General features: G+C 45.2%; 25 protein-coding genes. 9 read left to right on the top strand and 16 right to left on the bottom strand.

The window, feature by feature from the left end; translation table 11 throughout:
* Positions 1-98: 98 nt before the first annotated feature.
* Positions 99-1,580 (top strand): hypothetical protein, encoded by a 1,482-nt coding sequence (locus tag ACYVAA_RS08450; protein WP_460540485.1) that lies wholly within the window; start codon positions 99-101, stop codon positions 1,578-1,580.
* A gap of 71 nt (positions 1,581-1,651) precedes the next feature.
* Here the strand turns inward: ACYVAA_RS08450 and ACYVAA_RS08445 are convergent, their stop codons facing one another.
* The 6 genes from ACYVAA_RS08445 to ACYVAA_RS08420 all read right to left on the bottom strand — a co-directional run bounded on the left by ACYVAA_RS08445 (position 1,652) and on the right by ACYVAA_RS08420 (position 6,571).
* On the bottom strand, positions 1,652-2,314 hold the full coding sequence (locus ACYVAA_RS08445) for a phosphatidylserine decarboxylase (RefSeq protein ID WP_460540483.1): 663 nt from the start codon (positions 2,312-2,314) through the stop codon (positions 1,652-1,654).
* 202 nt (positions 2,315-2,516) lie between these two features.
* A complete protein-coding gene (locus ACYVAA_RS08440; protein WP_460540481.1) occupies positions 2,517-2,981 on the bottom strand; it encodes a hypothetical protein in 465 nt (154 codons plus the stop codon).
* Between the two features lie 275 nt (positions 2,982-3,256).
* Positions 3,257-4,534: a Glu/Leu/Phe/Val family dehydrogenase gene (locus tag ACYVAA_RS08435; protein ID WP_460540479.1), complete on the bottom strand. Its 1,278-nt coding sequence runs from the start codon at positions 4,532-4,534 to the stop codon at positions 3,257-3,259.
* 73 nt (positions 4,535-4,607) lie between these two features.
* Positions 4,608-5,447 (bottom strand): phosphatidate cytidylyltransferase, encoded by an 840-nt coding sequence (locus ACYVAA_RS08430; RefSeq protein WP_460540477.1) that lies wholly within the window; start codon positions 5,445-5,447, stop codon positions 4,608-4,610.
* On the bottom strand, positions 5,431-5,637 hold the full coding sequence (locus tag ACYVAA_RS08425) for a putative signal transducing protein (RefSeq protein ID WP_460540475.1): 207 nt from the start codon (positions 5,635-5,637) through the stop codon (positions 5,431-5,433). Before ACYVAA_RS08425 ends, ACYVAA_RS08430 begins: the two co-directional genes overlap by 17 nt.
* Entirely contained in the window at positions 5,612-6,571 is a 960-nt protein-coding gene (locus ACYVAA_RS08420) for a CPBP family intramembrane glutamic endopeptidase (RefSeq protein WP_460540473.1), read from the bottom strand. The genes ACYVAA_RS08425 and ACYVAA_RS08420 overlap by 26 nt, the downstream gene beginning before the upstream one ends.
* Positions 6,572-6,608: 37 nt before the next feature.
* On the opposite strand from ACYVAA_RS08420, the gene dusB reads away from it, so the two are divergent.
* Both dusB and ACYVAA_RS08410 read left to right on the top strand, forming a co-directional pair.
* Positions 6,609-7,607, top strand: coding sequence for a tRNA dihydrouridine synthase DusB (dusB, locus tag ACYVAA_RS08415; protein WP_460540471.1), 999 nt, complete (start codon positions 6,609-6,611; stop codon positions 7,605-7,607).
* A gap of 151 nt (positions 7,608-7,758) precedes the next feature.
* Positions 7,759-8,688 carry a DMT family transporter gene (locus tag ACYVAA_RS08410; RefSeq protein WP_460540469.1) on the top strand — a complete coding sequence of 310 codons (930 nt, stop codon included), beginning with the start codon at positions 7,759-7,761 and terminating at the stop codon, positions 8,686-8,688.
* Here the strand turns inward: ACYVAA_RS08410 and ACYVAA_RS08405 are convergent.
* From ACYVAA_RS08405 to ACYVAA_RS08380, 6 genes are all read right to left on the bottom strand, one after another.
* Positions 8,680-10,143 carry a potassium/proton antiporter gene (locus ACYVAA_RS08405; RefSeq protein ID WP_460540467.1) on the bottom strand — a complete coding sequence of 488 codons (1,464 nt, stop codon included), beginning with the start codon at positions 10,141-10,143 and terminating at the stop codon, positions 8,680-8,682. The genes ACYVAA_RS08410 and ACYVAA_RS08405 overlap by 9 nt on opposite strands.
* Before the next feature lie 200 nt (positions 10,144-10,343).
* Positions 10,344-11,408 carry a DUF3810 domain-containing protein gene (locus ACYVAA_RS08400; RefSeq protein WP_460540464.1) on the bottom strand — a complete coding sequence of 355 codons (1,065 nt, stop codon included), beginning with the start codon at positions 11,406-11,408 and terminating at the stop codon, positions 10,344-10,346.
* Between the two features lie 86 nt (positions 11,409-11,494).
* Entirely contained in the window at positions 11,495-12,079 is a 585-nt protein-coding gene (locus tag ACYVAA_RS08395) for a NifU family protein (RefSeq protein ID WP_460540463.1), read from the bottom strand.
* A 69-nt stretch (positions 12,080-12,148) separates the two neighbouring features.
* Positions 12,149-13,480 carry a dicarboxylate/amino acid:cation symporter gene (locus tag ACYVAA_RS08390; protein ID WP_460540461.1) on the bottom strand — a complete coding sequence of 444 codons (1,332 nt, stop codon included), beginning with the start codon at positions 13,478-13,480 and terminating at the stop codon, positions 12,149-12,151.
* A gap of 19 nt (positions 13,481-13,499) precedes the next feature.
* Entirely contained in the window at positions 13,500-14,582 is a 1,083-nt protein-coding gene (gene aroC, locus ACYVAA_RS08385; protein ID WP_460540459.1) for a chorismate synthase, read from the bottom strand.
* Entirely contained in the window at positions 14,582-16,027 is a 1,446-nt protein-coding gene (locus tag ACYVAA_RS08380) for a BatD family protein (RefSeq protein ID WP_460540457.1), read from the bottom strand. Before ACYVAA_RS08380 ends, aroC begins: the two co-directional genes overlap by 1 nt.
* 123 nt (positions 16,028-16,150) lie before the next feature.
* Here ACYVAA_RS08380 and ACYVAA_RS08375 point away from each other — a divergent pair, with 123 nt between their 5' ends.
* Positions 16,151-16,339 carry a hypothetical protein gene (locus ACYVAA_RS08375; protein WP_460540455.1) on the top strand — a complete coding sequence of 63 codons (189 nt, stop codon included), beginning with the start codon at positions 16,151-16,153 and terminating at the stop codon, positions 16,337-16,339.
* A 62-nt stretch (positions 16,340-16,401) separates the two neighbouring features.
* Here the strand turns inward: ACYVAA_RS08375 and ACYVAA_RS08370 are convergent, their stop codons facing one another.
* The 4 genes from ACYVAA_RS08370 to bshC all read right to left on the bottom strand — a co-directional run bounded on the left by ACYVAA_RS08370 (position 16,402) and on the right by bshC (position 20,253).
* Positions 16,402-17,526 (bottom strand): sugar phosphate isomerase/epimerase family protein, encoded by a 1,125-nt coding sequence (locus ACYVAA_RS08370; RefSeq protein WP_460540453.1) that lies wholly within the window; start codon positions 17,524-17,526, stop codon positions 16,402-16,404.
* 86 nt (positions 17,527-17,612) lie between these two features.
* The gene (locus ACYVAA_RS08365; protein ID WP_460540451.1) at positions 17,613-18,095 is read right to left on the bottom strand and encodes a hypothetical protein; all 483 of its coding nucleotides are present in this window, start codon (positions 18,093-18,095) and stop codon (positions 17,613-17,615) included.
* A 27-nt stretch (positions 18,096-18,122) separates the two neighbouring features.
* The gene (locus tag ACYVAA_RS08360) at positions 18,123-18,695 is read right to left on the bottom strand and encodes a 5-formyltetrahydrofolate cyclo-ligase (protein WP_460540449.1); all 573 of its coding nucleotides are present in this window, start codon (positions 18,693-18,695) and stop codon (positions 18,123-18,125) included.
* Positions 18,688-20,253: a bacillithiol biosynthesis cysteine-adding enzyme BshC gene (gene bshC / locus ACYVAA_RS08355; RefSeq protein WP_460540447.1), complete on the bottom strand. Its 1,566-nt coding sequence runs from the start codon at positions 20,251-20,253 to the stop codon at positions 18,688-18,690. Before bshC ends, ACYVAA_RS08360 begins: the two co-directional genes overlap by 8 nt.
* A gap of 220 nt (positions 20,254-20,473) precedes the next feature.
* On the opposite strand from bshC, the gene ACYVAA_RS08350 reads away from it, so the two are divergent.
* The 5 genes from ACYVAA_RS08350 to mnmC2 all read left to right on the top strand — a co-directional run bounded on the left by ACYVAA_RS08350 (position 20,474) and on the right by mnmC2 (position 25,611).
* On the top strand, positions 20,474-22,672 hold the full coding sequence (locus ACYVAA_RS08350; RefSeq protein WP_460540445.1) for a heavy metal translocating P-type ATPase: 2,199 nt from the start codon (positions 20,474-20,476) through the stop codon (positions 22,670-22,672).
* A gap of 47 nt (positions 22,673-22,719) precedes the next feature.
* A complete protein-coding gene (locus ACYVAA_RS08345; protein WP_460540442.1) occupies positions 22,720-22,917 on the top strand; it encodes a heavy-metal-associated domain-containing protein in 198 nt (65 codons plus the stop codon).
* A gap of 155 nt (positions 22,918-23,072) precedes the next feature.
* Positions 23,073-24,314, top strand: coding sequence for a M16 family metallopeptidase (locus ACYVAA_RS08340; RefSeq protein ID WP_460540439.1), 1,242 nt, complete (start codon positions 23,073-23,075; stop codon positions 24,312-24,314).
* Positions 24,315-24,440: 126 nt separating this feature from the next.
* On the top strand, positions 24,441-24,926 hold the full coding sequence (gene ispF, locus ACYVAA_RS08335) for a 2-C-methyl-D-erythritol 2,4-cyclodiphosphate synthase (protein ID WP_460540437.1): 486 nt from the start codon (positions 24,441-24,443) through the stop codon (positions 24,924-24,926).
* 1 nt (position 24,927) lies between these two features.
* On the top strand, positions 24,928-25,611 hold the full coding sequence (gene mnmC2, locus ACYVAA_RS08330) for a tRNA (5-methylaminomethyl-2-thiouridine)(34)-methyltransferase MnmD (RefSeq protein ID WP_460540435.1): 684 nt from the start codon (positions 24,928-24,930) through the stop codon (positions 25,609-25,611).
* Positions 25,612-25,862 lie beyond the last annotated feature (251 nt).

Below are 25,862 nucleotides of genomic sequence, written 5' to 3'. Positions count from 1 at the left end.
TCGTATCCGTATATCCGCAATTATGTCAGCAAGGGAGCTCCGGCAAACGCCTCCAATCCATCTGGACAGAGGCTAACTAAGCTCAGGCTGTCCTTACCTTGGCAGGAACGCCATGCGAAACCAGCCGACAAGAAAGCGGAGAATTACGTACGTTCAGAAGACTTAACCATCAACCGTCAAAACCTTTGCTCAGCTTTTTCCGCATCAACGATCCCTTCAGAATCATCGCAATAGCATTGCTTTTGATCATCTTTAGCATTCCCTATTTGCTGATGAATATTCCTTTGTTGGCACCCGAACTTTCCTGGATGCTGGTCGGTGAAAGAATTGGGGACGGCCACTTTCTCTATAAAGGCGTCATCGATGACATCGGCCCGTTATCCGCTTACGTTTATTGGCTTATCGACCTATCGGTGGGGCGCTCTTGGTGGACCTATAAATCCCTCGCCGCAATTGTCATCCTGTTTCAAATCATCTATGTCAATAGATTGTTCACCAAATACAGGGCCTTTGAAGACAATACCTACATCCCCGCATTGGTGATGGTGATTCTTTTCCACTTTTCCTTTGACCTGCTGACACTCTCACCGGCTTTGATGGGAAGTACCTTTATCATCTTGGCACTGAAGCAGCTGTTTTCACAAACCCTCATCAATGAAGAAAATACCGAATCGGTGCTGCTTGTAGGCCTTTATGGTGGTATCGCAGCCTGTTTTCATTTCCCTCTTGTCATTTTTCTGCCCTTTCTGATTGTCACCGGCATATCCGTAAGTGGCTTTTCTTTCCAGCAACTAATTCTTTCGCTGGTAGGCTATTTCCAACCCTTTCTGCTGTGCTGTATCTACTTCTTTTGGATTGGCAGCCTAAGGGAGTTTATCAATGAATTTATCCTGGCCACGAGAATTACCAGCAGCTATCCCCACGTGACCTATATTGATCTGCTGATATTGATCGCCGCTCCCATTGTCTTTTCCTCCATTGGCTTTTTACTGGGAACTGTCACCAAAAGCATCACGGTCAACCAGCAAAAACAAAAGCAGCTGATGATTCTCTTTTCCATCTTTGCCCTGCTGTCCATCTTTGTCGCCAATAGGAGAACCCCCTATCAAATGTTGGTCATCCTACCCGGACTGACCTATTTTATCAGCCAGATCTTCATCTATGTCCGCAATAAAAAACAGTCCACCCTATTGTTTTACCTGTTCCTACTACTGGTCTTAGGGGTAGGCTACAGCTGGGCTGTTTACAAAAGCCAGCCACAAAAAAACTGGAACTATACCTTAAACCAACCTGCAAAAAACGCTAACGGAAAAATAGTGGTACTAGGGGACGAAATCAGTCCTTATCTAAATGCCCGACTGGCCAGCCCGTATCTCAATTACCGCTTGTCCAAACGCATTTTAACCAGCTACGACAGCCATGAAAAAATGATGGAGGTCTACCTCCACTTTATAACTGAAAAGCCAGAATTGATCTATGACCAGGAAGGCACTTTTAAAGCCCTTATTCATCACCTGCCCGGTCTGGCTGATTTGTACAGTGAAAAGAGAAAAGGAATTTATCAGTTAAATCAGGAATAAACTTCTTGATCTTAAATACAAAAAGGCTATCGTGATCGATAGCCTTTTTTATTGGATAAAACAACTTGTTGCTATTTTAATCTAGCCAATGGAGTGATCCCTCCTTTGGTAACATCGTCAATGTTTACCAGTATTTCCGCATCCAAGGGAACAAACACGTCCACCCGGGAGCCGAATTTGATAAAACCGAACTCTCCTCCCTGAACCAAAGGATCACCTTCCTTCACATAATATTTGATCCTTCTCGCTACAGCACCTGCAATCTGTCTTACCAACAGCTTCACATCCGTTTTTGCATGTCGGATAACCATCGTCGTGCGCTCATTTTCATAACTTGCCTTGGGATGCCAAGCCACCATGTATTTGCCCGGGTGATACTTAAAGTACTCCACAATACCACTTACCGGAGAACGGTTTACGTGGACATTGACCGGGGACATAAAGATAGAAATCTGCTTTCTCTTTTCGTTCAGGAATTCATCTTCCTCCGCGTCCTCTATGACCACCACCTTGCCGTCTGCAGGTGCATACACCAAACTTTCATCATCCGGCATGGGAATAGTAGGGTTTCTGAAAAACTGCAGCACCAACAGGTAAATAATAATACTGGCCAGCAGGATAAGGTTAAGAGCCAGATCCTGTCCCGGAATCAGTTGGTGCGAAGCATAATTGATGCCTGCCAATATTACCATCATCCAAAACAGTAATTTTCTTCCTTCTTTGTGAATTGTCATTACAAACCTATTAATTCAATATAAATCAATGATTTACAGCAAAATTTAGTTCGGAAAATGCAAACATTTTGCAAACCGGATATAAAATCGCCTGCAATTTGCCAATATTTATCGGTTTGTTAAAGAAAAAAATTAGTTTGAAGATACAAGAATAGTCAGCTTTTTTACAAAAGACCGCTTTGAGATAGGTATTATGCTCTTTTCACTTTGATCCTTCTACCGTTTCCACCGTCAATAGATTCCGGTAAAGACGCTCCATCTTGACGGAGCTTTCCTTCCAGTTGGGATATTTGGCAAGAAACAGTAGGATTTCGATAGTAAGGAAATGAGACTGCGCACGGGTGAGGCTCATTATTTTTTTCTTGAGCACTTGAAAAGACACGCCGTGTTTTTGAAAAATATGCTTTTGCTCGTCGCCGGATTGCAAAAGGGAAATCAGGTGCTGAGCGCCTTCCGCCTCAGGTATATATTGATCATGCCCTTTAATATCAAAGGAATCCACCAAGGTATCCACCTCCGCATTGATGAATTTTTCTTTCATTTCTATTATAGATCCGGCCTTAATTTGATAATAAGAATCCAGCACAGCTCCTAAAAAGCTGTCCGAGAAGGGATGAATTGACTTCAAATCCTCCAATCGATCCGAATATTTTGATTTAATCGTCATAACCCACTGTTGAAGGTTCCTTTTCAGAAGCTAACTAACCACGCACCTCACACTTCCTGCTGATAATCAGCACATTCTCCTTATTAATTTAATCAAAATAATCGTGAAAAGCATCAGTCTTCTTGCTTGACTTATAAGTTTTAAAAAGCCCATCTGAGCACAACAGAACAACCTATGGACATGAACAGCATCAAAAAAAGTTGGTCTGGAGATTCTTTCCAGACCAACTATACTGTTTCTGGTTTTAAGCCGCTGCTTTTGGATACAGTCTGCTACTAATAACCGCCTCGGTAAGTATAAGTTTGAGCAACCTTATCAATGGCCACGATATAGGCAGCAATCCTCATCGGCACATTGTATTTTACGGATGCTTTGTAAACGTGGTCAAAGGCTTCTTTCATGATCCGGTCGGACCTTCTGTTCACCCTTTCTGCAGTCCATTTGTAGCCCAGACGGTTTTGGACCCATTCAAAATAAGAAACTGTCACCCCGCCGGCATTGGCCAGAATATCCGGCACCACCATGATGCCCTTTTCATTGATGACCTGGTCGGCATTGAACGAAGTGGGGCCATTGGCGCCCTCCACGATCAACTTTGCCTTGATCTTATCTGCATTTTTCTTGGTAATTACATCTTCCACTGCTGCGGGAACCAAAACATCCACGGCCAATTCAAATATCTCCTCCGCATTGGCCATTTTTTCTGCCCCCTTGTACCCCTCCAAAATTCCGTTATTCTTGTTTCTATAATCTATGGCTTCCTGAATATTAATACCATTACTGTTATGGTAAGCCCCAGAAATATCGGATACGGCCACGATCTTAAGCCCTCTTTCTTCCAAGAGCAAAGCCGCCCAGGACCCTACATTCCCAAAGCCCTGCACTACGCAGGTGGCCTGAAACGGATTGATTTTAAGTTTTTCCAAAGCCGAAAGGGCCGATACCATTACCCCTCTTCCCGTTGCCTCCGTTCTACCCAGTGAGCCCCCCAAAACCAGGGGCTTGCCGGTCACTACGGCATTTACGGTCATGCCATGCGCCTTAGAGTACTCATCCATCAGCCAGGCCATTTCTCTGGGCCCTGTCCCCATATCCGGTGCAGGAATATCCTTGTCCGGCCCAAAAACATCAATCATGGCCAAGGTATATGCCCTGACAAGCCGCTCAATTTCTCCCGGGGACATTTCCCGCGGATTGCATCGCACGCCGCCTTTGCCTCCCCCATAGGGGATGTCCACTACAGCACACTTCCAGGTCATCCAGGCCGCCAATGCCCTGACCTCATCAATGTGCACATCGGGAGCAAACCTGATCCCGCCCTTGGCAGGCCCCAGTATGTTAGAGTGCACTACCCTGATTCCTTCAAAAACCTTGATCTTTCCATTGTCCATTGTAATCGGCAGCGACACAATGACCTGCTTTGCCGGGTTTTTCAGCACATTATACACTTCATCTGAAAGCCCGAGTTTTTCAGCAGCAATGTTAAACCTCTCCATCATTGACTCCAAAGGATTTTCTTTATCCTTTATGGGAGCCGGTTCAATGTAAGCCATAGTTGGGTTCTTTATTTAGCGATTGATTTACTCCTGCAATATTATACGATCTACAAATTTATCGGGGCGATTTTTAAAATATTTTCAAAAAAGCCGCAATAAAAGGGGCCGACAATAACAATCCGTCAAAACGATCCATAAATCCTCCGTGCCCCGGCAATCCTTTTCCTGAGTCTTTAATTGCTATACTTCTCTTGAACAATGACTCAATAAGATCACCGTAAGTGCCGGCGATAATGATAATACCTCCTATACAAAACCACTTCCAGGAAGGTATTACCGTAAAATACATACTCAAAACATAAGCCGTAATGATGGCTGCCACAGCCCCTCCCAAGCTGCCCTCCCAAGACTTCTTGGGCGACACTCTTTCAAACAACTTCGTCTTACCGAATTTTGTTCCGGCAAAATAGGCTCCGGTATCACTGGCCCAAAGTATAAACAGAGAGCCCACGATCACTTCATAATGGAAAGAGCCATCCACCGAAAAGGCCGCCATATTCAGCAAACTAAAGGGAATGGCAACATAAAATATCCCCAAAAAGGTAAATGCTATCCCCGTAAACGGCTTCCTGTCCGATTTTCTATACAATTTAATAAAGAAAATAAGGGATACCATCGGAAATATCAGAAAGTAATACTTATCTGGCATATGCTGCATTTCGACCAAAAAAGACATGATGAAAATCATCAGGCCCAGGAAGGTCCCGAAAGATTTCAGGGGAAACATCCCGTCCAGCCCCGATAGCTTATAAAACTCCATCTGGGAAAAGGCAAGAATCACCCCAAAAATCATAAAATAGGTCCATTCACTGTAAATACACCCCCCAATTATAGCTCCAGCACCGATTACAGCCGTAATTATACGTTGGCCAAGTTCACTATAATTGGATATATTAAAACGAGATCTCATTCTTAATTATGTTAATTGCCGCAAGGGCATTTTCGGGAGCCACCATCACCTGATAGCTGCCATGAATTTGATAAACCGATTCTTTCTTGTTGAGCACCACAGCAGGAATATCATGCTCCTGCAGCACTCCTTTAACAATCTCCGCTCTTATGAGGATCTCACTCTCAAATACCTTCAGCCATTTTTCCATGTGAAGTGATATTTCTGTTTTGGGAAATAAAAAGCCGCATGCAAACAATGAAAACCAGTAGGCCGATCACCACTGAGTACCAAGAAAAATCATCGGCTTCCTCAATACTGAAATTCACCATTCCCAGTTTACTCAAATAAACCATGATCAAGGTAAAGGAATTGTTTAACACGTGCCCCATCATGGGATAAATCAAGCTCCCGGAAAATAAATATAAGTACCCAAATAAGGCTCCCAAAAACATCCGCGGAAAAAAGCCATAAAACTGAAAGTGAATAGCAGAAAAGATAAATGCCGATATCCAAATCCCCCAATGGGCATTGCCTGTATAACGGTGCATTTTTGCCTGAAGCACTCCTCTAAAGAAATATTCCTCGCCAATCCCCGCCAATACACCAATCACCAGCAGCCCCATCATAAACTCCCCTGCCCCTTCAAAATCAGTGAGGTACTTTGTAAGCTCCATGGCCTTCTCCTCCATGCTTTTGGCGTAGAGTTCAAACCCCTGCATAAAGGAGGGCAGCTCAAGGTTCATATTCCACTCCACGATCACCGCATCAAAAAGAATAAACCCGAACAATAATGGAAAAATCAGCAGCAAGCTATTGAACTTTACCCGGTTAAATTGTTGTTCCCATCCCAGACTTGCCTTTTCCACCACTTTGGCAAAAAGGTAACCGGCCAATAAAAAGGCCAGGCCTCCTCCTAATCCTTGAAGAAACAGCAGGGCCAATCTCCCACTGGGATGGTCCAATTCACCTTCAAACAGCGGGAGGATATTATCATAGGGAATACCAAACAGAAAGGGGATAAGGACAAGCGCAATTCCTTGAGTAAGTGCAAGTACGCCAAATGTGATCAATAAAAGGACAACCAGAGACAATAACCAGTTGTGTTTTGAAGCAATTTGGCTTTGGGTTTCATAAATCTCCATAATTGGGGTAAATTTACGGGAAAATTATAAATCAGTCGTGGTAAAAATAGGAAACTTAAGCTTAGGGGAATTTCCCTTACTGTTGGCACCAATGGAGGATGTCAGTGATCCGCCATTCAGGGCCGTCTGTAAGGAAAATGGTGCAGATTTGATGTATACTGAATTCATCAGTTCAGAAGGCCTTATCCGTGACGCAGCCAAAAGCGTGCAGAAACTGGATATTTTCGAGTATGAACGACCTATCGGTATTCAGATTTTCGGCAATGAGATCGACTCGATGCGGGAAGCAGCGGCTATAGCTGAGGCTGCCGGACCGGACATTCTGGACATCAATTATGGCTGCCCGGTAAACAAGGTGGCCTGCAAAGGCGCGGGAGCCGGTATCCTCTTGGATATCGACAAGATGGTGGCCATGACTGCCGAAATTGTCAAAGCAGTTAAAATTCCTGTGACCGTAAAAACCCGTCTGGGCTGGGACAGCAATACCATTCGGATCGTGGAAGTGGTGGAAAGACTGCAGGATGTGGGCATTCAGGCCATCAGTGTCCATGCCCGGACCCGGAAGCAGATGTACAAAGGAGAAGCAGATTGGACTTACCTGGCCAAAATCAAGGAAAACCCAAGGATCCATATCCCTTTGTTCGGCAACGGTGACATTGACAGTCCTGAAAGGGCCCTGGATTATAGGAACCGCTTTGGTGTGGACGGCATGATGATTGGCCGTGCAGCCATTGGCTACCCTTGGATATTCAATGAAATCAAGCATTTCTTTGAAACTGGAGAAAAACTCGCCGCACCGGACCTGGAAGAAAGGATCAAGGTTACCAAAAAGCACCTGGACTTCTCGGTAAAATGGAAAGGTGAAAAGCTGGGCATCTTGGAAATGAGACGGCATTACACCAATTACTTCCGTGGCATGCCGAATTTCAAGCCCTACCGTACTCAGATGGTTACCGCTGACACCTATGATGAAGTCGCCGCACTGTTGGATCAGGTGGCAGTGGATTTTGCGGATTACCAGTTTGTAGGAGGATAATAAAAATCAGGTAAACAGGTATAATGAAAGGTTGGCCCTAGGTCAACCTTTTTCTTTTTTGATGCAACCTTCTTTCTCCATCAATTGTTACCTGAAAAGTTTCTTCAGAAACTATAATTTTACTTTTATAATCTTTATAAACCCTAAATTAATGACTTCAAAACAAGCTGGAGACTCTACTTTGAAAAGCTGGCTGCTTTTGGCTTTACTTTCCCTGATCTGGGGAAGTTCCTTTATTTTGATCAAAAAGGGACTGACCGTTTTTTCCCCTGGAGAGGTCGGCGCCTACAGGATCGTTTCTGCCGCCTTGTTTCTCTTGCCCCTCTCCCTGCCCAAACTTAAAAAGCTCAACAGAAAACAACTATCCAACCTGATCGTCGCCGGTCTGGTGGGCAGCTTTATCCCGGCCTTTCTCTTTGCCAAAGCCCAGACCCAACTTAGCAGTTCCATCACAGGCGTCCTCAATGCCCTTACCCCACTTTTTGTAGTGATTATCGGTGCGCTTTTTTTCGGATCAAAAGTCACTGGAAGAAATATTTGGGGACTCATCCTGGCCTTTATCGGGGTGCTTATCCTGATAGGCGTAAAAGAAGGTGCAGGCCTTAGCAGCCTTACCGCTATCAACGCCTATGCTTTCTTTGTCATCCTCGCCACCTTATGCTATGGCATCAACCTGAACATCATCAAGCACTGGTTTGTAGAACTCAAGCCGGTTGAAATCACCGCCATCTCATTGCTATTGGTGCTTCCCGCAGCCCTGCTGTATTTGATGGCAGGCACGGACTTTTCCTACAAAATCGCCTATAAAGAAGGGGCCCTCCTGGCCGCTTTTTACCTGACCATTCTGGGTGTCCTCGGAACGGCCATCGCCCTGATCATTTTCAACGGCCTGGTCAAAATCGCCACCCCGATGTTTGCCAGCATGGTCACTTACCTCATTCCCATAGTCGCCATTGCGTGGGGATTACTTGACGGAGAGGCGCTGCTGTATGGGCACTATATCGGCATGATAGCGGTCATCCTTGGAGTATGGGTCGGCAACAAAAAAAAGAAAAAATGGATCGGGCCCAACTCAGTTTAGGCCCAGTGCTTCTTTCACCTTTTCCCCCTCATCCTCAGAGTTCATCATGACCATTAATTTATCTCCCGAGGCGATTTCCGTATGCCCATTTGGGGTAATGAACTTCTCTTCCCTATTGATCAGCACAATCAGGGAGGTATTCGGAAAGCCCAATTCTACAATTCTCTTCCCATGAATGGAGGAGCCGTTGGGAATTTCTATTTCGATTAAGGCATTCTTGAAACTATCGGAAAGTTCCAAGTCCAATAGTGATTTCTTTTTCAACCCCTCCGGCACCGCCAATTTCAGCAGTTTAGCCACAAAAGAGAGCGTGGTTGCCTGTAAAGCCACCGATGTCAACACAATAAAAAAGACCACATTGAAGATCATCTTGGCACTTTCTACCCCTGCAATCAAAGGAAATGTGGCAAATACGATGGGCACTGCCCCTCTCAAACCTACCCAGCTGATGAACAGCTTATCTCTTAGATTAAACTTAAATAATGACAGGGAAGCAAAAACCCCCAAGGGTCTGGCGACGAGTATCAGAAAAATGGCCACAATAAAACCAACGCCCATGACGGGAATCACCTGACTCGGAAACACCAGGAGCCCTAAAGTAATGAACATGATGATCTGCATCAACCAGGCAATCCCATCAAAAAACTTGATCATGCTTTTCTTATGGATCATTTTGCCGTTCCCAATGGTAACGGCCGCGATATAGACTCCCAGGAATCCATTCCCTCCCAATTTATCCAGTACTCCATAAATAAACATCACCAATGCCAGCATAAGTACTGGATACAGGCCTTCATATTCCAGCTGGATTTTATTAAAAAGCAACACGGTGCCCTTTCCAAGCAAGAAGCCGCCCAATCCCCCTACCAGCATCTGAAGACCAAATACTGGCAACAAACTTGAAAAAGTAAAGCCTTGGATGCTTATCAAAGAAGTCAGGCCAATGGTCAGGAAATAGGCCATAGGATCATTGCTACCGGACTCCAACTCCAACAGAGGCCTGAGCTGCCCCTTTAGCCCTATGCTCTTGGTCCTTAAGATGGAAAAAACAGCTGCTGCATCGGTAGAAGAAACAATGGCCCCCAACAACAAGCTCTCCATAAAGCTAAAGTTCCCCAGCCAATAGGCAAATCCCCCCACCGAGAGGGCGGTCAGCAACACCCCTAAGGTAGACAGGGCCAGACCCGGGCCTAATACAGGTTTGATGCTTTTCCATTTGGTATCAAGACCTCCCGAGAAAAGGATATACGCAAGCGACACTACTCCCAGAGACTGTGCAATCTGGGGATCATCAAATGCAATGCCCCCAATGCCATCGGAGCCGGCCAACATCCCTATGCCTAAAAACAGCAGTAAAACCGGGATACCCGCCCTCCCAGCGGTCTTGCTGGCCAAAATACTGGCTATCAACAAAAGTGCTCCTATTAGTAAAATATTTTCAGCGCTTAATACCATTCTATCCGTTTAAATTCTCCCAAAAATAATCTCTCACTTCAAGAAACCAACCTTTATTCAACATAATGAAGATGGATGCCCCCTTACAACTTCCCCCTCAAGAAGGCTCCTTCCCGTCAGTAACCGGACCTATGCTGTAGGTGAAGTCTCAAACTGGTCGGGATTTGTCAGGAGAGTTAATCCTCCCAACAAAAAGATGCTTATTCCCGTAATCTATTCCTCCAGGCATAGGCCAACATAGGCAGCTGGGCATAACTCTGAACCCCTGCTTTCACCCCTTGAGACTTTAGAAAAAGATCATTGGACCTTCTGCTTAGCTCTAGGGAAATGGGTTCAATTTGACGGTGATTTTCAGAAATATCGTAGAAGTCATTTTTCACTCCCTTGTCCAAGGTCTTTAAAAACACTCTATAGGCAGCAGTATCCAGCTTGTAAAGGTCTTTCATTTGGTAACTTAATAAACGGAGCTGGGCCGAATATTGCAATAAGGGATTATCACTGTGCGCACAGATCGCCCAACCAATAAAATTGGCTTCACCTTCGTTGGTCACCCCATAACTATGGGCCATTTCATGGGCTATGGTAAACGGCTTTTCCAAAGGGTGCAAAGCTGGATCAATATAGCTCTCGCCCACAAAAGGAAAATAAATACCCAAAATCCCCAACTTGCGCAGCAATCCTGCCGGGTAGAGTTCTTTGGTTCGTGGGTTTCCTGTAAAATTCAAGCCCATCAGGTACAGATTTTCACGGATATTGCTCCTCACCACATCTTCCAGTTCCTGATAGGAAATGGTATTGCCGATGGCCAAGGTATCTTCGGTAATATAAGGCCTGACCTGATGCAGGATATTCCGGGTGAGTTCCATTTCCTTTAGCAGTACCTCTTTCTCCAAGGCTTTGGGCTTCAAACCCAACTGTTCAAAGATCGGTACCCTTTGATAGTTAAAGCCCCATAGCACCAAGAAGAAAAACACCAAAAAGCCTGCAAAATTGAAGACACTTCTCGTCCCAAAGAATAACTTGGCCTTCCAGCCTTTGTTAAACCTTATTCGCCAAAAAAACAGGCTCCCTGCCACGAGGATTCCAAAAAAGAAAAGATAAACGGTAGGAAAAGGAAGTCGGGCCAGGCTGTTGTCAATAACGTTACGGATAACCGGGAAAAAATTACGGGAATATAACTGCTCTGTACTATCCGGATAACGGATAGAAAAAAAACGGAGGATCAAACATACCAGCCCCAATACCGCCCACGTCCAATTTTTCATAAGCTTTGACTATAACGCTTAAATGGTAAATTTGATACAAAAAAGGTCATCCACAATAACGGATAACCTTTAGTTTTGATGCTTTATTAAATTCCTTCAGCTTCTACTGATGTCACTTCATCAGGAAGCATTCGGGTAAGAAGGTTTTCAATTCCTGCTTTAAGCGTTACGGTACTGGAAGGGCATCCCGAACAGGCTCCCTGCAGCAGTACTTTCACCGTTCCTTCATGGAAACTATGGAAAATAATGGCTCCTCCATCCTGCTCCACTGCCGGACGGATATATTCATCGAGAATCCCTTTGATCTTCTTCACGGTCTCACTATCATTCTCATCAAACAGAGGATCCTTGTCCAAAACGACATTGACCGCAGGCTTACCTGCTTCCAGGTATTGCTTGATATGCTCACGGATATGGTCTTGGATTTCCGGCCATTCCACCTCTTCGGATTTTGTAACCGTCACAAAGTTGGAAGTAATAAACACCCTCTCCACGGCGGCAAAGTTGAACAGCTCCTTGGCCAAAGGAGAATTTTCCGTACTCTTTTCATCAGGATAGTCAAAGCTCACCCCCTCATCTGTAAGCATAAAGTTCACCACAAATTTCAATGAATTTGGGTTGGGATTGGCTTCCATATAAATATGTACCGGCTTTTTCTGCGCTTGTAACATGGTTTTTATTTTTAGCTTTCTAGCATTTCAAACAGCAAACAGGGCTATTAGTTCCTTATCTGCCAAAATTTATTGTTCTACTGCTGTTAAGGGATTTGACTCCCGGATCAGCTTTTCAGGCAGCTCCCCTTCTGTACTTGCCACCACTGTACATACTGTGGCATCTCCGGTAACGTTTACCACCGTCCTGAACATATCCAGGATCCTATCGGGGGCCAGGATAAGGGCAAGTCCGGCAGAAGGTACCCCTATCGATTCGAGAACGATCAACAACATGATCAATCCTGCACCGGGCACACCAGCAGTTCCAATGGACGCCAAAGTAGCCGTCAACACAATCATTAACTGTTGGGTGAGGCTCAGGTCCATCCCCAAAGCCTGGGCAATAAATACAGCGGCCACGCCCTGATAAAGACAGGTACCGTCCATATTGATGGTCGCCCCTAATGGAAGCACAAAACTGCTCACCTCTTCAGAAACCTTCAGTTCTTCCTCTACCTGCTTCATCGTTACAGGCAGGGTCGCCGAACTTGAGCTGGTAGAAAAGGCCAATAACTGTGCCGGGCGCAAAGCCTGGAAGAAGTCCTTGTACTTCACCTTGGTAAACAGCTTCAGGATGGTCGGATATATCAACAGAATCATAGCAAAAAGTCCGCCAATTACCACCAAACTATATTTCAGTAAGGCCAGTAATAATTCAACTGCTGAGTTAGGGTTGTCCCCGGCAATTTCTACGATCAGGGAAGCCATCAGGGCAAACACTCCATAAGGAGCGATAAGCATGATGTAGCCCACGATTTTGATGATCACATCATTTAAGCCATCGAAGAAAGCGATCACCGGACTGGCCTTGGATTTGGGAATCTCCAGCAGGGCAATCCCTACAATAATCGCAAAGAACACCACCTGCAGCATACTTCCATTATCCGTGGCAGCCTGAAACACATTCTCTGGCACGATATCCACCAAAGGCTTCAAGGGGCTTTGCTCTTGCAGTTCCTCCGCTTGGTTGGTTTTGTCACCTACCACATCATCGTACAGGCTGATCAGGTTTTCCCTTGTTTCCTCCGGCAAACTTTTACCCGGCTTGAACACATTGACCAGTAGCAAGCCCAGCGACACGGCAATTACCGTAGTGACCATATAGGTACCGATGGTTTTTCCACCTATCCTGCTCAGCTTGGAGATGTCCCCTAAATTGGACACCCCTACGATCAAAGAAGCCAGCACCAGAGGCACGGCGATCATCTTCAAGGCATTGATGAAAATAGTACCTATCGGCTTTATATAATCCAATATAAAATCAGGCGAAAGGGAGGTCTTGATGACGACCAGCCCCACAATCAATCCAAGTATGAGGCCAATAATTATCTGTGTGTGGAGCGGTATTCTTCTCAACATTATATTTGGTTTTTTATTCTTAGGCCTCCAATTTATTCAATCGCCTCAATAATAAGAAATCTGCCAGCACCAAAGCCGCCATGGCTTCTACGATCGGTACGGCTCTCGGAACCACACAAGGATCGTGTCTCCCTTTTCCTGAGACGGTCACTGTTTCGCCGCCCTCATTCACACTCTCCTGATCCTGCATAATGGTGGCCACTGGTTTGAAAGCCACGCGGAAATAAATGTCCTCCCCATTGGAAATACCGCCTTGGATCCCTCCGGAATGGTTGGTTTTGGTACGGACCTTTTCGTCCTCCATATAGAAGGCATCATTGTGCTCAGAACCTCTCATGCTTACTCCCTCGAAGCCACTGCCATATTCAAACCCTTTCACCGCATTGATGCTCAACATGGCCTTACCCAATTCGGCATGCAGACGGTCGAAGACGGGCTCTCCCAAACCTACGGGTGCATTCTTGACCACACAGCTCACTACTCCACCCACAGTGTCCCGGTTCTTTCTGATCTCGTCGATATACTCGATCATATCTTCGGCCACTTTTGGATCAGGGCACCGAACGATATTCTTTTCAGTTTCAGCAAAATCCAGTTCCTGATAAGGCTTATCAAGTTTGATGTGGCCTGCCTGACTTACATAGGCATTTACCTCCATGCCGAGGTGTTTCAGAAACAGCTTCGCAATGGCTCCTGCCGCTACCCTTGCCGCGGTCTCCCGGGCACTGCTTCGTCCTCCTCCCCGGTAGTCCCGAACACCAAATTTCTCCTGATAGGTATAATCTGCATGTGAAGGACGGTATTTATCGGCTATATGAGAATAGTCCTTGCTCTTCTGGTCCGTATTCATGATGACAATAGCAATCGGTGTTCCGGTACTTTTGCCCTCAAAAACCCCGGATAGGATCTGGCACTCATCTTCCTCCTTCCGCTGCGTGGTGATTTTTGATTGTCCCGGCTTTCTTCTCTGCAGTTCCTGACGGATGAATTCCTCATCAATCGGGAGCCCCGCAGGACAGCCGTCTATTATTACCCCCAGCCCTTTTCCGTGTGATTCACCAAAGGTGCTTATCTTAAATACTTTTCCAAATGAATTGCCCATTACTTCTTTTTCATAATCAGGATGACCAGCAGAATCACTGCGCCTACCAGTAATAAATTGATAAAAGTCGAAAAATAATACTTATATCGTTGGTTTAAAAGATTATTGTCTTCAAGTTCGATTAAATCGTATATTCCTCCCAGTCTGGTGGATGAAATAGACTGGTTGAGCTTGCTTTCCCCGACCACATTAAGAACGGCCTGTGGCCTTAAAGTGTCATATGCTTCCTTTGCCGTATTGAAATAGATCCATTCAAAATGGTCCTTTAAAGCCACCTCTCCGGGTTGGTTGACCGTGAGGTAATATTCGTACTGCTTGATCCCTGTCACCCTGCCCCTTCCACGGTTGATCTGCTGTCTTTCGTTGGGGTCATAGGTGTTCAGCTTAGCGGCATCCTTTTTCCTTGGCGGCTTGACCGCACTGATATTGCCTTCACCGGCAATACCGAAATCATAGGTCACTCCTTCTCCTGTCTCCACCTTTTTGCTGTCAAAATTTTCCCTTAGCCTGAACACCCCCACACTTACCTCATTTTTCAGGGGATGGGGTGGAAGCGGCTTTACCTTAATGGTTTTGGCGTTGGCATAGAAAGTTTTGAAGTCCTGCTGGCGGTTATTACCAAAGAAAGTCGGGTTCTTGGCCACCTTGTATTTGATCATTTCCCAGGCGATTTGGGGCAGTTCGATTTCCCCCTCGTTAAAAGGGTAAAATGAAGACTCATACACCTTAAATTTGGTCCAGTTTTTCCCGTCAATGGTCACCCTCTCCGGCTGGATGTTGGTGATATTGAAATTTTCCTCCCAGGCATTGGTGGGTTTGATTTTTTTTACGATCTCCTCCAGCTGCTTGCCCGGCTCATAGAAATCAAAGGGAGCCTGGTTGGATTCGGACATGTAAAAGGCCAAGCTCACATTAAACCCTTCCCCCAAATAAATCTCCTCCTTATCCACGCTCATAGAAAAAAACGCCTCATCATCCAGTTCGATAAACTCCTGCTCCCTGGTCTCACCTCCCCCAAAAAAATCATCAAAGGGATCATAAGCTTGCGGTCGCTGCTGGTTTTGCTTGGCATCCGTCACCGATATGACCATGCCTTTTGAGGAAACTGACCTTCCGTTGATCTGAAGTGTAAAATCCGCCAACGTGAATTTTCCTTTCTTTAAGGGTTTGTAATATTGTACAATACTGTTTGTGCTGCTCATTTGTCCGTTGATCACGTTCATCGAGGATGATTGTGAAATCCCCTGTTTTTGGAAACCGGGAATATCAGGGAACTGATCATAGGACTTTATTTTTTCATCGGAAATTGTTATTTTTATGCTGAACGTTTCATTCAACCCTAATTCTGCTGGACCTAAATCTATTTTAACATCTTGCGCAACCGAAAAAGATGTCAACATTGTCCACAGGAATACTAGATTGAGATATATTTTCGTTCTTTTCATAAGATACACAGGCTACTTAATTTTAAACGCAAATTAACGAGTATATTTTAAACGCAACAAATTAGTAAACTTGTCGTATGCATTTTAGGATTGTTTAACAATTAAAAAATAAATTAATGAGCCATGATAGAATATGTTAAAACCATTTTACTCAAGGTGAGTTTTGACAAGAAACTTTTCGAGAAAGAGTTAAGAAAGGGCCTCAATATGTTGACGCCCCCAGAGGTTCAGGAGTTCAAAGTTTGGTGTTATAGGACCTTTTCAAAAATTTATTTAGGAGTACTTAATAAATATTTTGTAAAGCTCGCCTAGGAATAACAACCCCACCGCAGTGGGGTTTTATTTTTTTATGCCTTCAAGATTTATTCACGCCATTATTTCAAATCATCCATGGTGACCACAGGAATATCCTTGCCTGCCACAGCCTTCATCTCTTTAAAACTTTCTTTAGGATATTGATACCCTTTTTCCGTTAGCGGCCACAGCAACGGACCAAGGTTCAACACCGTGGCTTTATACCCTTGCATAATGGCGGCCATATTGCCTGTACCTTTGGAAAGGCCCGCCTCGTTTTCTATTTCAAAAGGACCGGAAAACCCTTTTTCCTGAAGCACATTGATAAATTTCCTCCAATCCATACTGTCTCCTACACCAAACCCAGGCAAAGTCGCCTCATAATGGTGCCTATCCCACTCATTTTGGGCGGTAGGAACCCCCGCCTTGTCTGCCAGCTCCTTGCCCACCAGCTGGGTAGGGTACATGTTTCCCCAAAATGGGTCTGGGTTATTTCTGGTAGACTTAACATGGATACGCTTTAATCTTTCCATGTCAGTATTGATGATCACCTCCACAGGGTCTGTATGCTGCCAGATATCATGGGAGGGATCATATATTTCCCCATGCGCTTTACTGGGTAGCATGGCATACATCAGTTTTCTGGCAGCCAATACCCCAGGCAGATTATTGAATGTCCCTGTATGCCCTGCTGAACGCCAACCTTCCATCGGACAGTTTTCGTAAAGAACGGTAACCCCAAGATCTTCTGCATACTTGATAATAGGGCCGAAGACCTTTGCGTACTCTTCCAGGTTCTTCTCAAAACCATTCTCCTGATTACCCAACTCATGGTTGTACCCAACAAAAGTCCCCACCTTCACGTCATTGACATCGCCTCCCATCAGGTGAGCCATGCGGATAAGCTTTAACAAATGGTCTTGGTTCTTGATCCGTTGCTCAGGATCCCCTCCGATCAAGTTATCAAATGCCCCCAATGAAAGCCTCAACCTGGCGGCATTAAATTTCTCCAAGGTTTCCTTTGCCGTGCCCAAAGAAAAATTGTCATAATCCATGTGTGTGGCCACAAAATCATCTCGCGTCCCGTCTTTTCTGAACACGCAAACGTCCAGCCCCTGCACACCGGTTTCCGTTGCTTTTTTTATCACTTCATCCAAACTCAGCTGATCAAAAGCCGAAGTCATGATCCAAATAGGGTTTGTCATGTTTTATTTTTATAGTTAAAAGGAGATTAGGCAAAAAAATAAAGGCAAACGTCCGTAGACATTTGCCTTTATTGCTTTTCAGCTATTTAATTGAAGGTAAACCTGAGGGATAGGGCGATTTCATCTCCCCACCAGCCTACATTATCGGTAATGTTAAATGCCGGCTTATAATCCAAGGACAAATTCACAGGCGCATCATCAAACTTGTAATCCAGTCCGATAATGCCGTCAATACCAAAAACCGTGTAATCCCTGTCCTCATCAAATGGGTGGTTACTCTTATTTCCCCAAGTACCTAGGTGAGCTCCTCCCCCATAAAACCATTTCAATCCTCTAAGTTCACGAATGTCCTTGTGTACCTCATAAAGGCCGGTAATCACCAAGCCCCTCCACCGGGAATGCAAAATCCCCTCGATGGCCCCTTCGCTGGTCAGAAAATGTTTTACTGTGAGTCCGTTGGTAACCCCTGCTCTCAAACCCACTCCAGTACTATAGGATTGGGCCTGCGCCTGGTTACTGATCACCATTACTGCAACAGCAAAAATGGCGACAATCGCTTTTTTAATCATAACAATTAATTTAGTGTAATAGATGGTTTATTTAAATTCAATTATGCCACTTGGCAAAATGCAAATGTCCATAGGGATATCGTGATCCTCCGCTTCTATAGAAACCTCGGGCACAAAATAGGAAAGCCCGATTTTATAGACATCCTGATCCAGCTTCCTCAAAAAGCGGTCATAAAATCCCTTGCCATACCCTACCCTATTCCCTGCCAAATCGTATGCCAAAAGTGGCATAAAAACAACTTCAATGGATTTTAATTCTGCTTCTTCCAGCTCGACAGGCACAGGAATCCCCCATTTATCTTTGATATACTTGGTGTTAGGATTGATTTTTACAGTTCTCAAATCACCCGTAGAAAAATCTGTCACAGAAGTATAAACCTGCTTTCCATCAGCCAAAAGTGACGCTACAATCGGAAAAGTATCTATTTCATTTAACCTTTCGATAGGAAGAAATATATGAAAGTGTTGGAACCGCTTATGGGCGGAAACAAAGCTCACCACCTCCTTTTTGATTTTGGCAGCAAACAATTGTCGTTTCTTGGCTCCCAGTCCCTCCCTTTTCTCCTTGTAAAGCTTCCGAAGGTAGGCCTTATTATTCATCCTTTTCTAAAATAATATAACTAAAGTCTAACGGATCAAACAAAGGATAAAGTTCATGAATAAATTGCTCATCGGCCAAGAAAAATTCCAGAAAGTTATTTTTCCTTTCCTGTGGAACACCGCTTGGAAAAAGCAAGGACTTGAGCTCTTCCATTCTCCTTAGCGCTGTTTCCATGTTCCGCTCCTCACCTCTTCTCAACTTCTTCCCAAAATGCTCCAGCACCTTCATGGCCCGCACTTTTGCCGATTCGGATGATTGCTTTAGGGTGGGATCGATCTCCGCTGCTTCCTCCCCTAATTGTTCAAATATAGCTGCCAAAGCCTTTTTCTGCTCGCTAAGTTCCAGGTCATGGCTTGACTGTTGCTTTACATATTCTTTTTTCCATTCCTGATAATCCACAAACAACTGTTCATCCGAAAGGCCCAGCGCCTTGGCTTTTCTCCCAGCTTTGGTATCCTTGATAAGAGCAAAGTTACGGGGCATGACCATAGGGTAGTCTGTCCCATAATGATCAAACACCGGCTTTAGCTGCAGCCAATACACTACTTCCGCTGGTCCTCCTAAATAGGCCACATTGGGCAAAATACATTCTTGGTACAGTGGGCGTAGCACTACATTGGGACTGAACAGCTCCGGCCTTTCCTCTACCAATTGCAGCATTTCTTCTTCCGAAAACTTCTTCCCGTTGTCCAGTATTTCATATGCATCCCCTGATTTGACAATTCTCGAACGGATTCCCTTGTCCAGATAAAAGAAATTGATTTCTCGGGGATAAATCTGGCTTTTATAGCCCAAAGATTCCAGTTTTTGTGTTTGCTGGTTGACCAGCTCATTGGCCTTGTTGGTAAGCAGGTCATCCTTGATCACCGGCTTAAGGATTTCCTTTAAGGCCTTGTCATGTCCGTCCACAATGACCAGACCTTTTTCTCCAAACAGGTGATTCACGTAATACCTTACCGCCTCCGACAATGTCTTATGCTCCTTGTAGGCCTTTTTGAAAAACTCCGGGGCAAAAACCAGCTCCCTTAAAAAAGCCTCCATGGTCCCGTCCAGCTCAAAATCCCCCACAGCGCCCAGCTGATCGGTATTCCAGCTGTACTTTTTCCCTTCGTAATGGAAATAGTTGATCTCGTCAAAATCATGGTCTTCAGAGGCCATCCAGTACACAGGCACAAAGTGATGTTCCGGATAGGCCTGCTGCAGTTTTTCGGCAAGATTGATGGTCGAAACTATCTTGTAAATAAAATATAATGGACCGGTAAATAAATTGAGCTGGTGACCGGTGGTCACTGTATACGTCTTTTCACCTTCCAGCCTTTCCAGATGTCTCTCTGTCACCTCACTCAGCGTATAGCCTTTATATTGTCTTCTCAGAGCAGCTGCAAGGACTTTTCGTTTTTCAGTCTCAAAGGTCCTTTTTTCAATGAGATCCCGGAAATTTTCCAGTGTAGGGAAAGCATTGTAAAAGGGCCTGAGGTTTTCCTTTTGTCGGATATAATCTAAAAACAAGGGTGAAAATTGTCCGGTACACTCTGGCTCAACAGTGGATTTCAACATGAGTTTAAAAGGTTTTTTACTTCGCTGATTAAGGCTTTAGGATGTTAAACTTTAAACGGAGCGCTAAAGTTCGGGATTTTTTAAAGAAAAGGAGAAGCCACTGCCTGCTGTTTAATCATAACAAAAATTATGTAAACAGCTTAGCCCTTGATTGGATTAAATTTGTTTTCAATACTCAGGGTGGCCTCCGGCCCTCTATTGGAAAGAAAGACAGAAAAAAATGAGCAACAACAATAAAAAAGAATGGCCCGTAACAGGCATGACCTGTGCAGCCTGTGCCACCAGCGTGGAAAGCACCCTTCTTAAACAAAAGGGCGTTCATTCCGCGAGTGTCAACTTTGCCAACCACAGTGCCATCTTGGAACTTGACCAAGATGCCAAACCTGACGCCATCCAAAAGGCCATCAGGGATTCGGGTTATGATATCATCATCGAAGAAACTGAGGACCTTGACTTGGAACAGCTCCAGAAGGAAGCCTACCAGCGCTTAAGAAAAAACACTTTTGCCGCTGGTGCATTGGCACTGCCTGTTTTTATCATCGGGATGTTTTTGATGCATATTCCCTTCGCCAATTACATCATGTGGGCTTTGAGCAGCCCGGTACTCTTCATCTTTGGCAGACAATTCTTCATCAATGCCTTCCGTCAGGCAAAACACGGCAAGGCCAATATGGATACCCTTGTGGCCATCAGTACAGGAGTTGCCTATTTTTACAGCTCGTTCAACACCTTTTTCCCGGACTTGCTCGGCCAAAGAGGCATCGAAGCACACGTTTATTTTGAGGCGGCTGCGGTTATCGTATTTTTCATCCTTTTGGGAAGGATGCTGGAATCAGGGGCAAAAGCAGGAACAGGCGAGGCCCTTAAAAAGCTGATCGGCCTGCAGCCCAATGAGGTTGTTGTGCTCCACAACCAAGAGGAAATCGTCAAAAAAACCAGCGTGGTCCGGCCAGGTGAAATTATTCTGGTAAAGCCCGGACAAAAGATTCCCCTGGACGGAAAAATCACTGATGGCAGGACATTCGTGGACGAAAGCATGCTGACCGGGGAACCCATCCCAGTGGAGAAGAAAACCGGAGACAAGGTTTTTGCCGGCACCATCAACCAAAAAGGCAGTATCCTGTTCTCCGTGGAACAGGCGGGTGACGAAACCCTACTTGCACAAATTATCCAAAAGATCAAAGAAGCCCAGGGATCTAAGGCTCCCGTCCAAAAATTGGTGGACAAGATAACTGCCGTCTTTGTACCCGTGGTCATCAGCATTGGGGTATTGGCCTTTTTAATATGGGGCTTCAGCGGCATGGAGGACTCCTGGTTGTTTGGTATGTTGGCCTTTGTCACGGTTTTGGTAATTGCCTGTCCCTGTGCACTGGGGCTGGCCACCCCTACGGCCATCATGGCCGGCATAGGCAAAGGGGCTTCCTTGGGCATACTGATCAGGGATGCTGAGAGCCTCGAAACCGGTCATAAGGTAGACACCATTATTTTGGACAAAACAGGTACGATCACGGTGGGTTCGCCTAGTGTGAAGTCCATTCAGTTTAGCCCGCTCATTGATCATCAGGAAAAGGAACTGCAGGTTTTGCGAAGCTTGGAAGCCAAAAGTGAACATCCCTTGGCAGCCTCCGTCGTGGAGCATTTAAAAGCGCTATCCAAAACGGATATTGACCACTTCGAATCCCATACGGGAAATGGAGTCTCTTGTACTGTCGAAGGTGCTCTATACGCAGTAGGCAAAAAAAGCTGGCTGATGACAAAGGGCATCCAACCGGCTGATTGGATGACGGAATTTGAAGAAAACAGTCTTGCGGAGGGAGACATCGTCATCTATTTCTCCAAAAATGAACAAATCATCGCCATTATCAGCATAGCGGACCAGATCAAAGCCAGCTCAAAAGAAGCCATTTCCCAACTCCAAGCCATGGGTCTTTCGGTGCATATGCTGACCGGTGACCAAGAAAAAACCGCCAAGGCCATAGCGGATCAGGTGGGCATTGACCAATTGGCAGCCAATATGCTTCCGTCTGAAAAAGCCAATTATATCAAAACCTTGCAGGACCAGGGAAAAGTTGTAGCCATGGTCGGAGACGGCATCAATGACAGCGAGGCCTTGGCTACCGCAGACCTGAGTATTGCCATGGGCAAAGGCACCGATATCGCCATGGATGTGGCCAAAGTGACCCTTATCCATTCGGACCTAAAACAGGTGGCCGCCATGCTGACCCTTACCAAAAAAACGGTCAGAACCATTCGGCAAAACCTTTTTTGGGCCTTCATTTATAATATCATCGGGATTCCATTGGCCGCAGGCATGCTCTACCCGGCCTTTGGCTTCTTACTCAACCCCATGATCGCAGGCGCGGCCATGGCCCTTAGCTCAGTATCGGTTGTCACCAATAGCCTGAGGCTGAAAGGATAAACCATTCATAAAAAATTAATTATTTCATCCATTTAAATTCCAATAAAATGATCAAACTCAAAACCAATATCAAATGTGAAGCCTGCGTGGAAACAGTCACTCCCCAGCTTAACCAATTGCCAAACACGCAATGGAAAGTAGATCTAAGCCATCCGGACAGGATCTTGACCGCTGAAGGGGAGGCCTCTGAAAAGGACATCAAAGGGGCTTTGGAAGCTGCTGGTTATAAAGGCGAGTCGATTTAAAAAATTCTTCCCTTACCTTTTGCTACTTTTTATTAGTTTTGCACCAACCAACTGTCGATACAGGCTGATTGACAGTTGGTTTGCCATTTACACTTTGAAAACCATATCCAACATTCCTTAGGGAATCGGGCCTTTTTGGCTTGCGAAACTAACCTATGATTAACTACGAAAGATACATTTTAGATAATGGCCTGCAGGTGATTGTCCATGAGGACCATAACACCAAAATGGCCGTATCCAATATGATATATAAAGTCGGCTCAAGAAATGAAGCACTCGGTAAGACAGGACTGGCCCATTATTTTGAGCATTTGATGTTTGGAGGATCCAAAAATGTCCCCAATTTCGACGGGGCATTGGAACGTGTAGGAGGGGAATGTAATGCCTTTACCAACACGGACATCACCAATTACTATATTACCCTTCCCGCGACCAATATTGAGACGGCATTTTGGCTGGAGTCCGATAGGATGCTGCAGCTGAACCTCAGCAAAAAAACCATCGAGACCCAGCGGAAAGTGGTCATCGAAGAATTTAAACAGCGATACCTCAATCAACCCTATGGAGATGCCATGCATCACCTAAGGTCACTGAGTTACCATACCCACCCTTACCAATGGCCTACCATTGGTAAAGAAATTGCGGACATAGAGGGCTATCTGGAAGAAGATATTAGGGAGTTTTATCAAAACCATTACGCCCCTAACAATGCCATTCTTGTTATTGCCGGAGATGTAGACGGAGAGGAAATCCTGGAAATGGCGCAAAAGTGGTTTGGCCCTATCCCTTCGTCCAAAAAAGAAAAGGCCATCATTCCCCAAGAAGCCCCCCAACTGGAAAAAAGAACCAGGACCATCAGTGCTGATGTTCCCACAGATGCCCTATACAAAGCCTATCATGTCCCCGGGAGACTTGAAGCGGGCTATCTGGAATGTGACCTGATTACAGATATTCTGGGTTTTGGCAGGTCTTCCCTCCTAGAGCAAAAACTGGTTAAAAACACCTCAATTTTCGCTTCTTGCAATGCCTATGTGCTTGGCTCTTATGACCCCGGACTGATGGTATTCACCGGAAAGATGGAAAAAGGGCAATGTGCTGAAGAAGCTGAAAAAGCCTTGGATGAGGTAGTCGCAGAATTTGTTCAGACGGCCATTACGGACGAGACCCTGGAGAAAGTTAAGAACCAGACGGAAGCCATGAAAACCTACGAATCCATCCAATTAATCAACAGGGCCATGAACTTGGCTTATTACTCTCACTTGGGGAGTCCTGATCTTTACCAAATAGAATACGACAGAAAAACATCCCTTACTGCAGGGCAGATTTCAGACATGGCCAAAAAGACCATTTCTGACAACAACGCCTCTGTGCTTTATTATAAAAGCAATAAACATTAGTTCCCTCAAGCAGCCCTCCCAAGCTGTAAGGAAGAAGTCCAATGCCGTCCCTCTTTATCACAGCTCTGGTGAAGACATGATTTGGCCTATGCCCAAAATCTGACCGAAAACTATTATCTTCACCGCATGAATAATTTTAGAATTGGATTTGGATACGATGTGCACCAGCTGCAGGAAGGCTACGAATTCTGGCTTGGAGGCATCAAACTGGAGCATTCCAAAGGAGCCGTGGGACACTCGGACGCCGATGTTTTGATTCACGTCATCTGTGATGCCATTCTCGGTGCGGCCAATCTTCGTGATATCGGCTATCACTTTTCAGACCAAGACCCACAGTACAAAGGTATAGACAGTAAAATCCTGTTAAAGGACGTAATGAACATGGTCCGGGAAATCGGCTATGAAATCGGTAACCTGGACACCACTATTTGCCTTCAGCAGCCCAAAGTAAATCCACATATTGACGGCATGAAATCCTGCCTGTCAGAGGTGATGGGCATTCCGGAAAGCAATATTTCCATCAAGGCCACGACCACCGAAAAGCTCGGTTTCGTGGGCAGACAGGAAGGAGTTTCAGCTTATTGCGTCGCTTTGATCTATAAAGTCAGCTAAAATGAAAAGGGAAATCAAACTCATCGAAACAGAAGACGGTTCGCATTCACTCTATGTACCTGAGCTGAACGAAACCTATCATTCCTTCCATGGTGCCTACCGGGAATCCATTCATGTGTTTTTCCTCTATGGCCTGGACCATTGGTTTATGCACCACCCGCACAAGCAGCCCATCAGGGTGTTTGAAGTAGGCTTTGGCACTGGGCTAAACGCCTGGCTGTCTTTGGTCTGGGCAGAGCAGAACAAAATCCCCCTACTTTATCATACCATTGAGCCTTTTCCCGTTTCGGAAGATATCTATACCCAATTGAACTATACTTCCATTGACGAGGACTTAAGCCATTTCCAAGGACAATTCCAACGGCTTCACAAAGCCCCCTGGAATGAAGGCGGTGCGCTGACCGAATACTTTAACATGAAAAAGGACCAGACCACTTTGGAGGAAGTACAGCTTTATCCTACCGATGTGGTGTTCTTTGATGCCTTTGCCCCCAGCAAGCAACCGGAATTATGGGCCAAAGACCTGCTAAAAAAAGTAGTGGATGCCATGAGTCCTGGAGCGGTATTCGTCACCTATTGCGCCAAAGGACAGCTCAAAAGGGACTTGACAGATTTAGGCCTTACAGTGGAAACATTGCCCGGCCCTCCAGGTAAAAAGGAGATGATCAGGGGAACAAAAGCCTGATCCACAGATAAAAAGGATAAACTCAGATGATTTTATTATAGATTATATCTAAAGCAACTGTTGTCCCGCTGGCTTTGCCGCGGGACTTTTATTTTTGGGCCATTGGCTCTTTATCTTAAAATTGTGCATTCCTTAAAATCTATTGCGATTTATTACCAGTCTGAATCAGCTTTTCCACTTCTTTCTTTAATTTTGGAAATTGGGTTTACAGCGATGTCCGTGGTCCTATCGCCAGAAATGAAGGGCAAAGG

The sequence above is a fragment of the Echinicola sediminis genome (assembly GCF_054777495.1).
Note: the sequence above shows the minus strand (reverse complement) of the source record. Positions and strands in the feature narration are given on the sequence as shown.

What these genes read in the sequence shown, in the direction of transcription:
- ACYVAA_RS08445 (WP_460540483.1), bottom strand. Translation starts at nt 2,314, where the DNA reads ATGACAATTCACAAAGAAGGAAGAAAATTACTGTTTTGGATGATGGTA.
- ACYVAA_RS08440 (WP_460540481.1), bottom strand. Translation starts at nt 2,981, where the DNA reads ATGACGATTAAATCAAAATATTCGGATCGATTGGAGGATTTGAAGTCA.
- ACYVAA_RS08435 (WP_460540479.1), bottom strand. Translation starts at nt 4,534, where the DNA reads ATGGCTTACATTGAACCGGCTCCCATAAAGGATAAAGAAAATCCTTTG.
- ACYVAA_RS08430 (WP_460540477.1), bottom strand. Translation starts at nt 5,447, where the DNA reads ATGAGATCTCGTTTTAATATATCCAATTATAGTGAACTTGGCCAACGT.
- ACYVAA_RS08425 (WP_460540475.1), bottom strand. Translation starts at nt 5,637, where the DNA reads ATGGAAAAATGGCTGAAGGTATTTGAGAGTGAGATCCTCATAAGAGCG.
- ACYVAA_RS08420 (WP_460540473.1), bottom strand. Translation starts at nt 6,571, where the DNA reads ATGGAGATTTATGAAACCCAAAGCCAAATTGCTTCAAAACACAACTGG.
- ACYVAA_RS08410 (WP_460540469.1), top strand. Translation starts at nt 7,759, where the DNA reads ATGACTTCAAAACAAGCTGGAGACTCTACTTTGAAAAGCTGGCTGCTT.
- ACYVAA_RS08405 (WP_460540467.1), bottom strand. Translation starts at nt 10,143, where the DNA reads ATGGTATTAAGCGCTGAAAATATTTTACTAATAGGAGCACTTTTGTTG.
- ACYVAA_RS08400 (WP_460540464.1), bottom strand. Translation starts at nt 11,408, where the DNA reads ATGAAAAATTGGACGTGGGCGGTATTGGGGCTGGTATGTTTGATCCTC.
- ACYVAA_RS08395 (WP_460540463.1), bottom strand. Translation starts at nt 12,079, where the DNA reads ATGTTACAAGCGCAGAAAAAGCCGGTACATATTTATATGGAAGCCAAT.
- ACYVAA_RS08390 (WP_460540461.1), bottom strand. Translation starts at nt 13,480, where the DNA reads ATGTTGAGAAGAATACCGCTCCACACACAGATAATTATTGGCCTCATA.
- aroC (WP_460540459.1), bottom strand. Translation starts at nt 14,582, where the DNA reads ATGGGCAATTCATTTGGAAAAGTATTTAAGATAAGCACCTTTGGTGAA.
- ACYVAA_RS08380 (WP_460540457.1), bottom strand. Translation starts at nt 16,027, where the DNA reads ATGAAAAGAACGAAAATATATCTCAATCTAGTATTCCTGTGGACAATG.
- ACYVAA_RS08375 (WP_460540455.1), top strand. Translation starts at nt 16,151, where the DNA reads ATGATAGAATATGTTAAAACCATTTTACTCAAGGTGAGTTTTGACAAG.
- ACYVAA_RS08370 (WP_460540453.1), bottom strand. Translation starts at nt 17,526, where the DNA reads ATGACAAACCCTATTTGGATCATGACTTCGGCTTTTGATCAGCTGAGT.
- ACYVAA_RS08365 (WP_460540451.1), bottom strand. Translation starts at nt 18,095, where the DNA reads ATGATTAAAAAAGCGATTGTCGCCATTTTTGCTGTTGCAGTAATGGTG.
- ACYVAA_RS08360 (WP_460540449.1), bottom strand. Translation starts at nt 18,695, where the DNA reads ATGAATAATAAGGCCTACCTTCGGAAGCTTTACAAGGAGAAAAGGGAG.
- bshC (WP_460540447.1), bottom strand. Translation starts at nt 20,253, where the DNA reads ATGTTGAAATCCACTGTTGAGCCAGAGTGTACCGGACAATTTTCACCC.
- ACYVAA_RS08350 (WP_460540445.1), top strand. Translation starts at nt 20,474, where the DNA reads ATGAGCAACAACAATAAAAAAGAATGGCCCGTAACAGGCATGACCTGT.
- ACYVAA_RS08345 (WP_460540442.1), top strand. Translation starts at nt 22,720, where the DNA reads ATGATCAAACTCAAAACCAATATCAAATGTGAAGCCTGCGTGGAAACA.
- ACYVAA_RS08340 (WP_460540439.1), top strand. Translation starts at nt 23,073, where the DNA reads ATGATTAACTACGAAAGATACATTTTAGATAATGGCCTGCAGGTGATT.
- ispF (WP_460540437.1), top strand. Translation starts at nt 24,441, where the DNA reads ATGAATAATTTTAGAATTGGATTTGGATACGATGTGCACCAGCTGCAG.
- mnmC2 (WP_460540435.1), top strand. Translation starts at nt 24,928, where the DNA reads ATGAAAAGGGAAATCAAACTCATCGAAACAGAAGACGGTTCGCATTCA.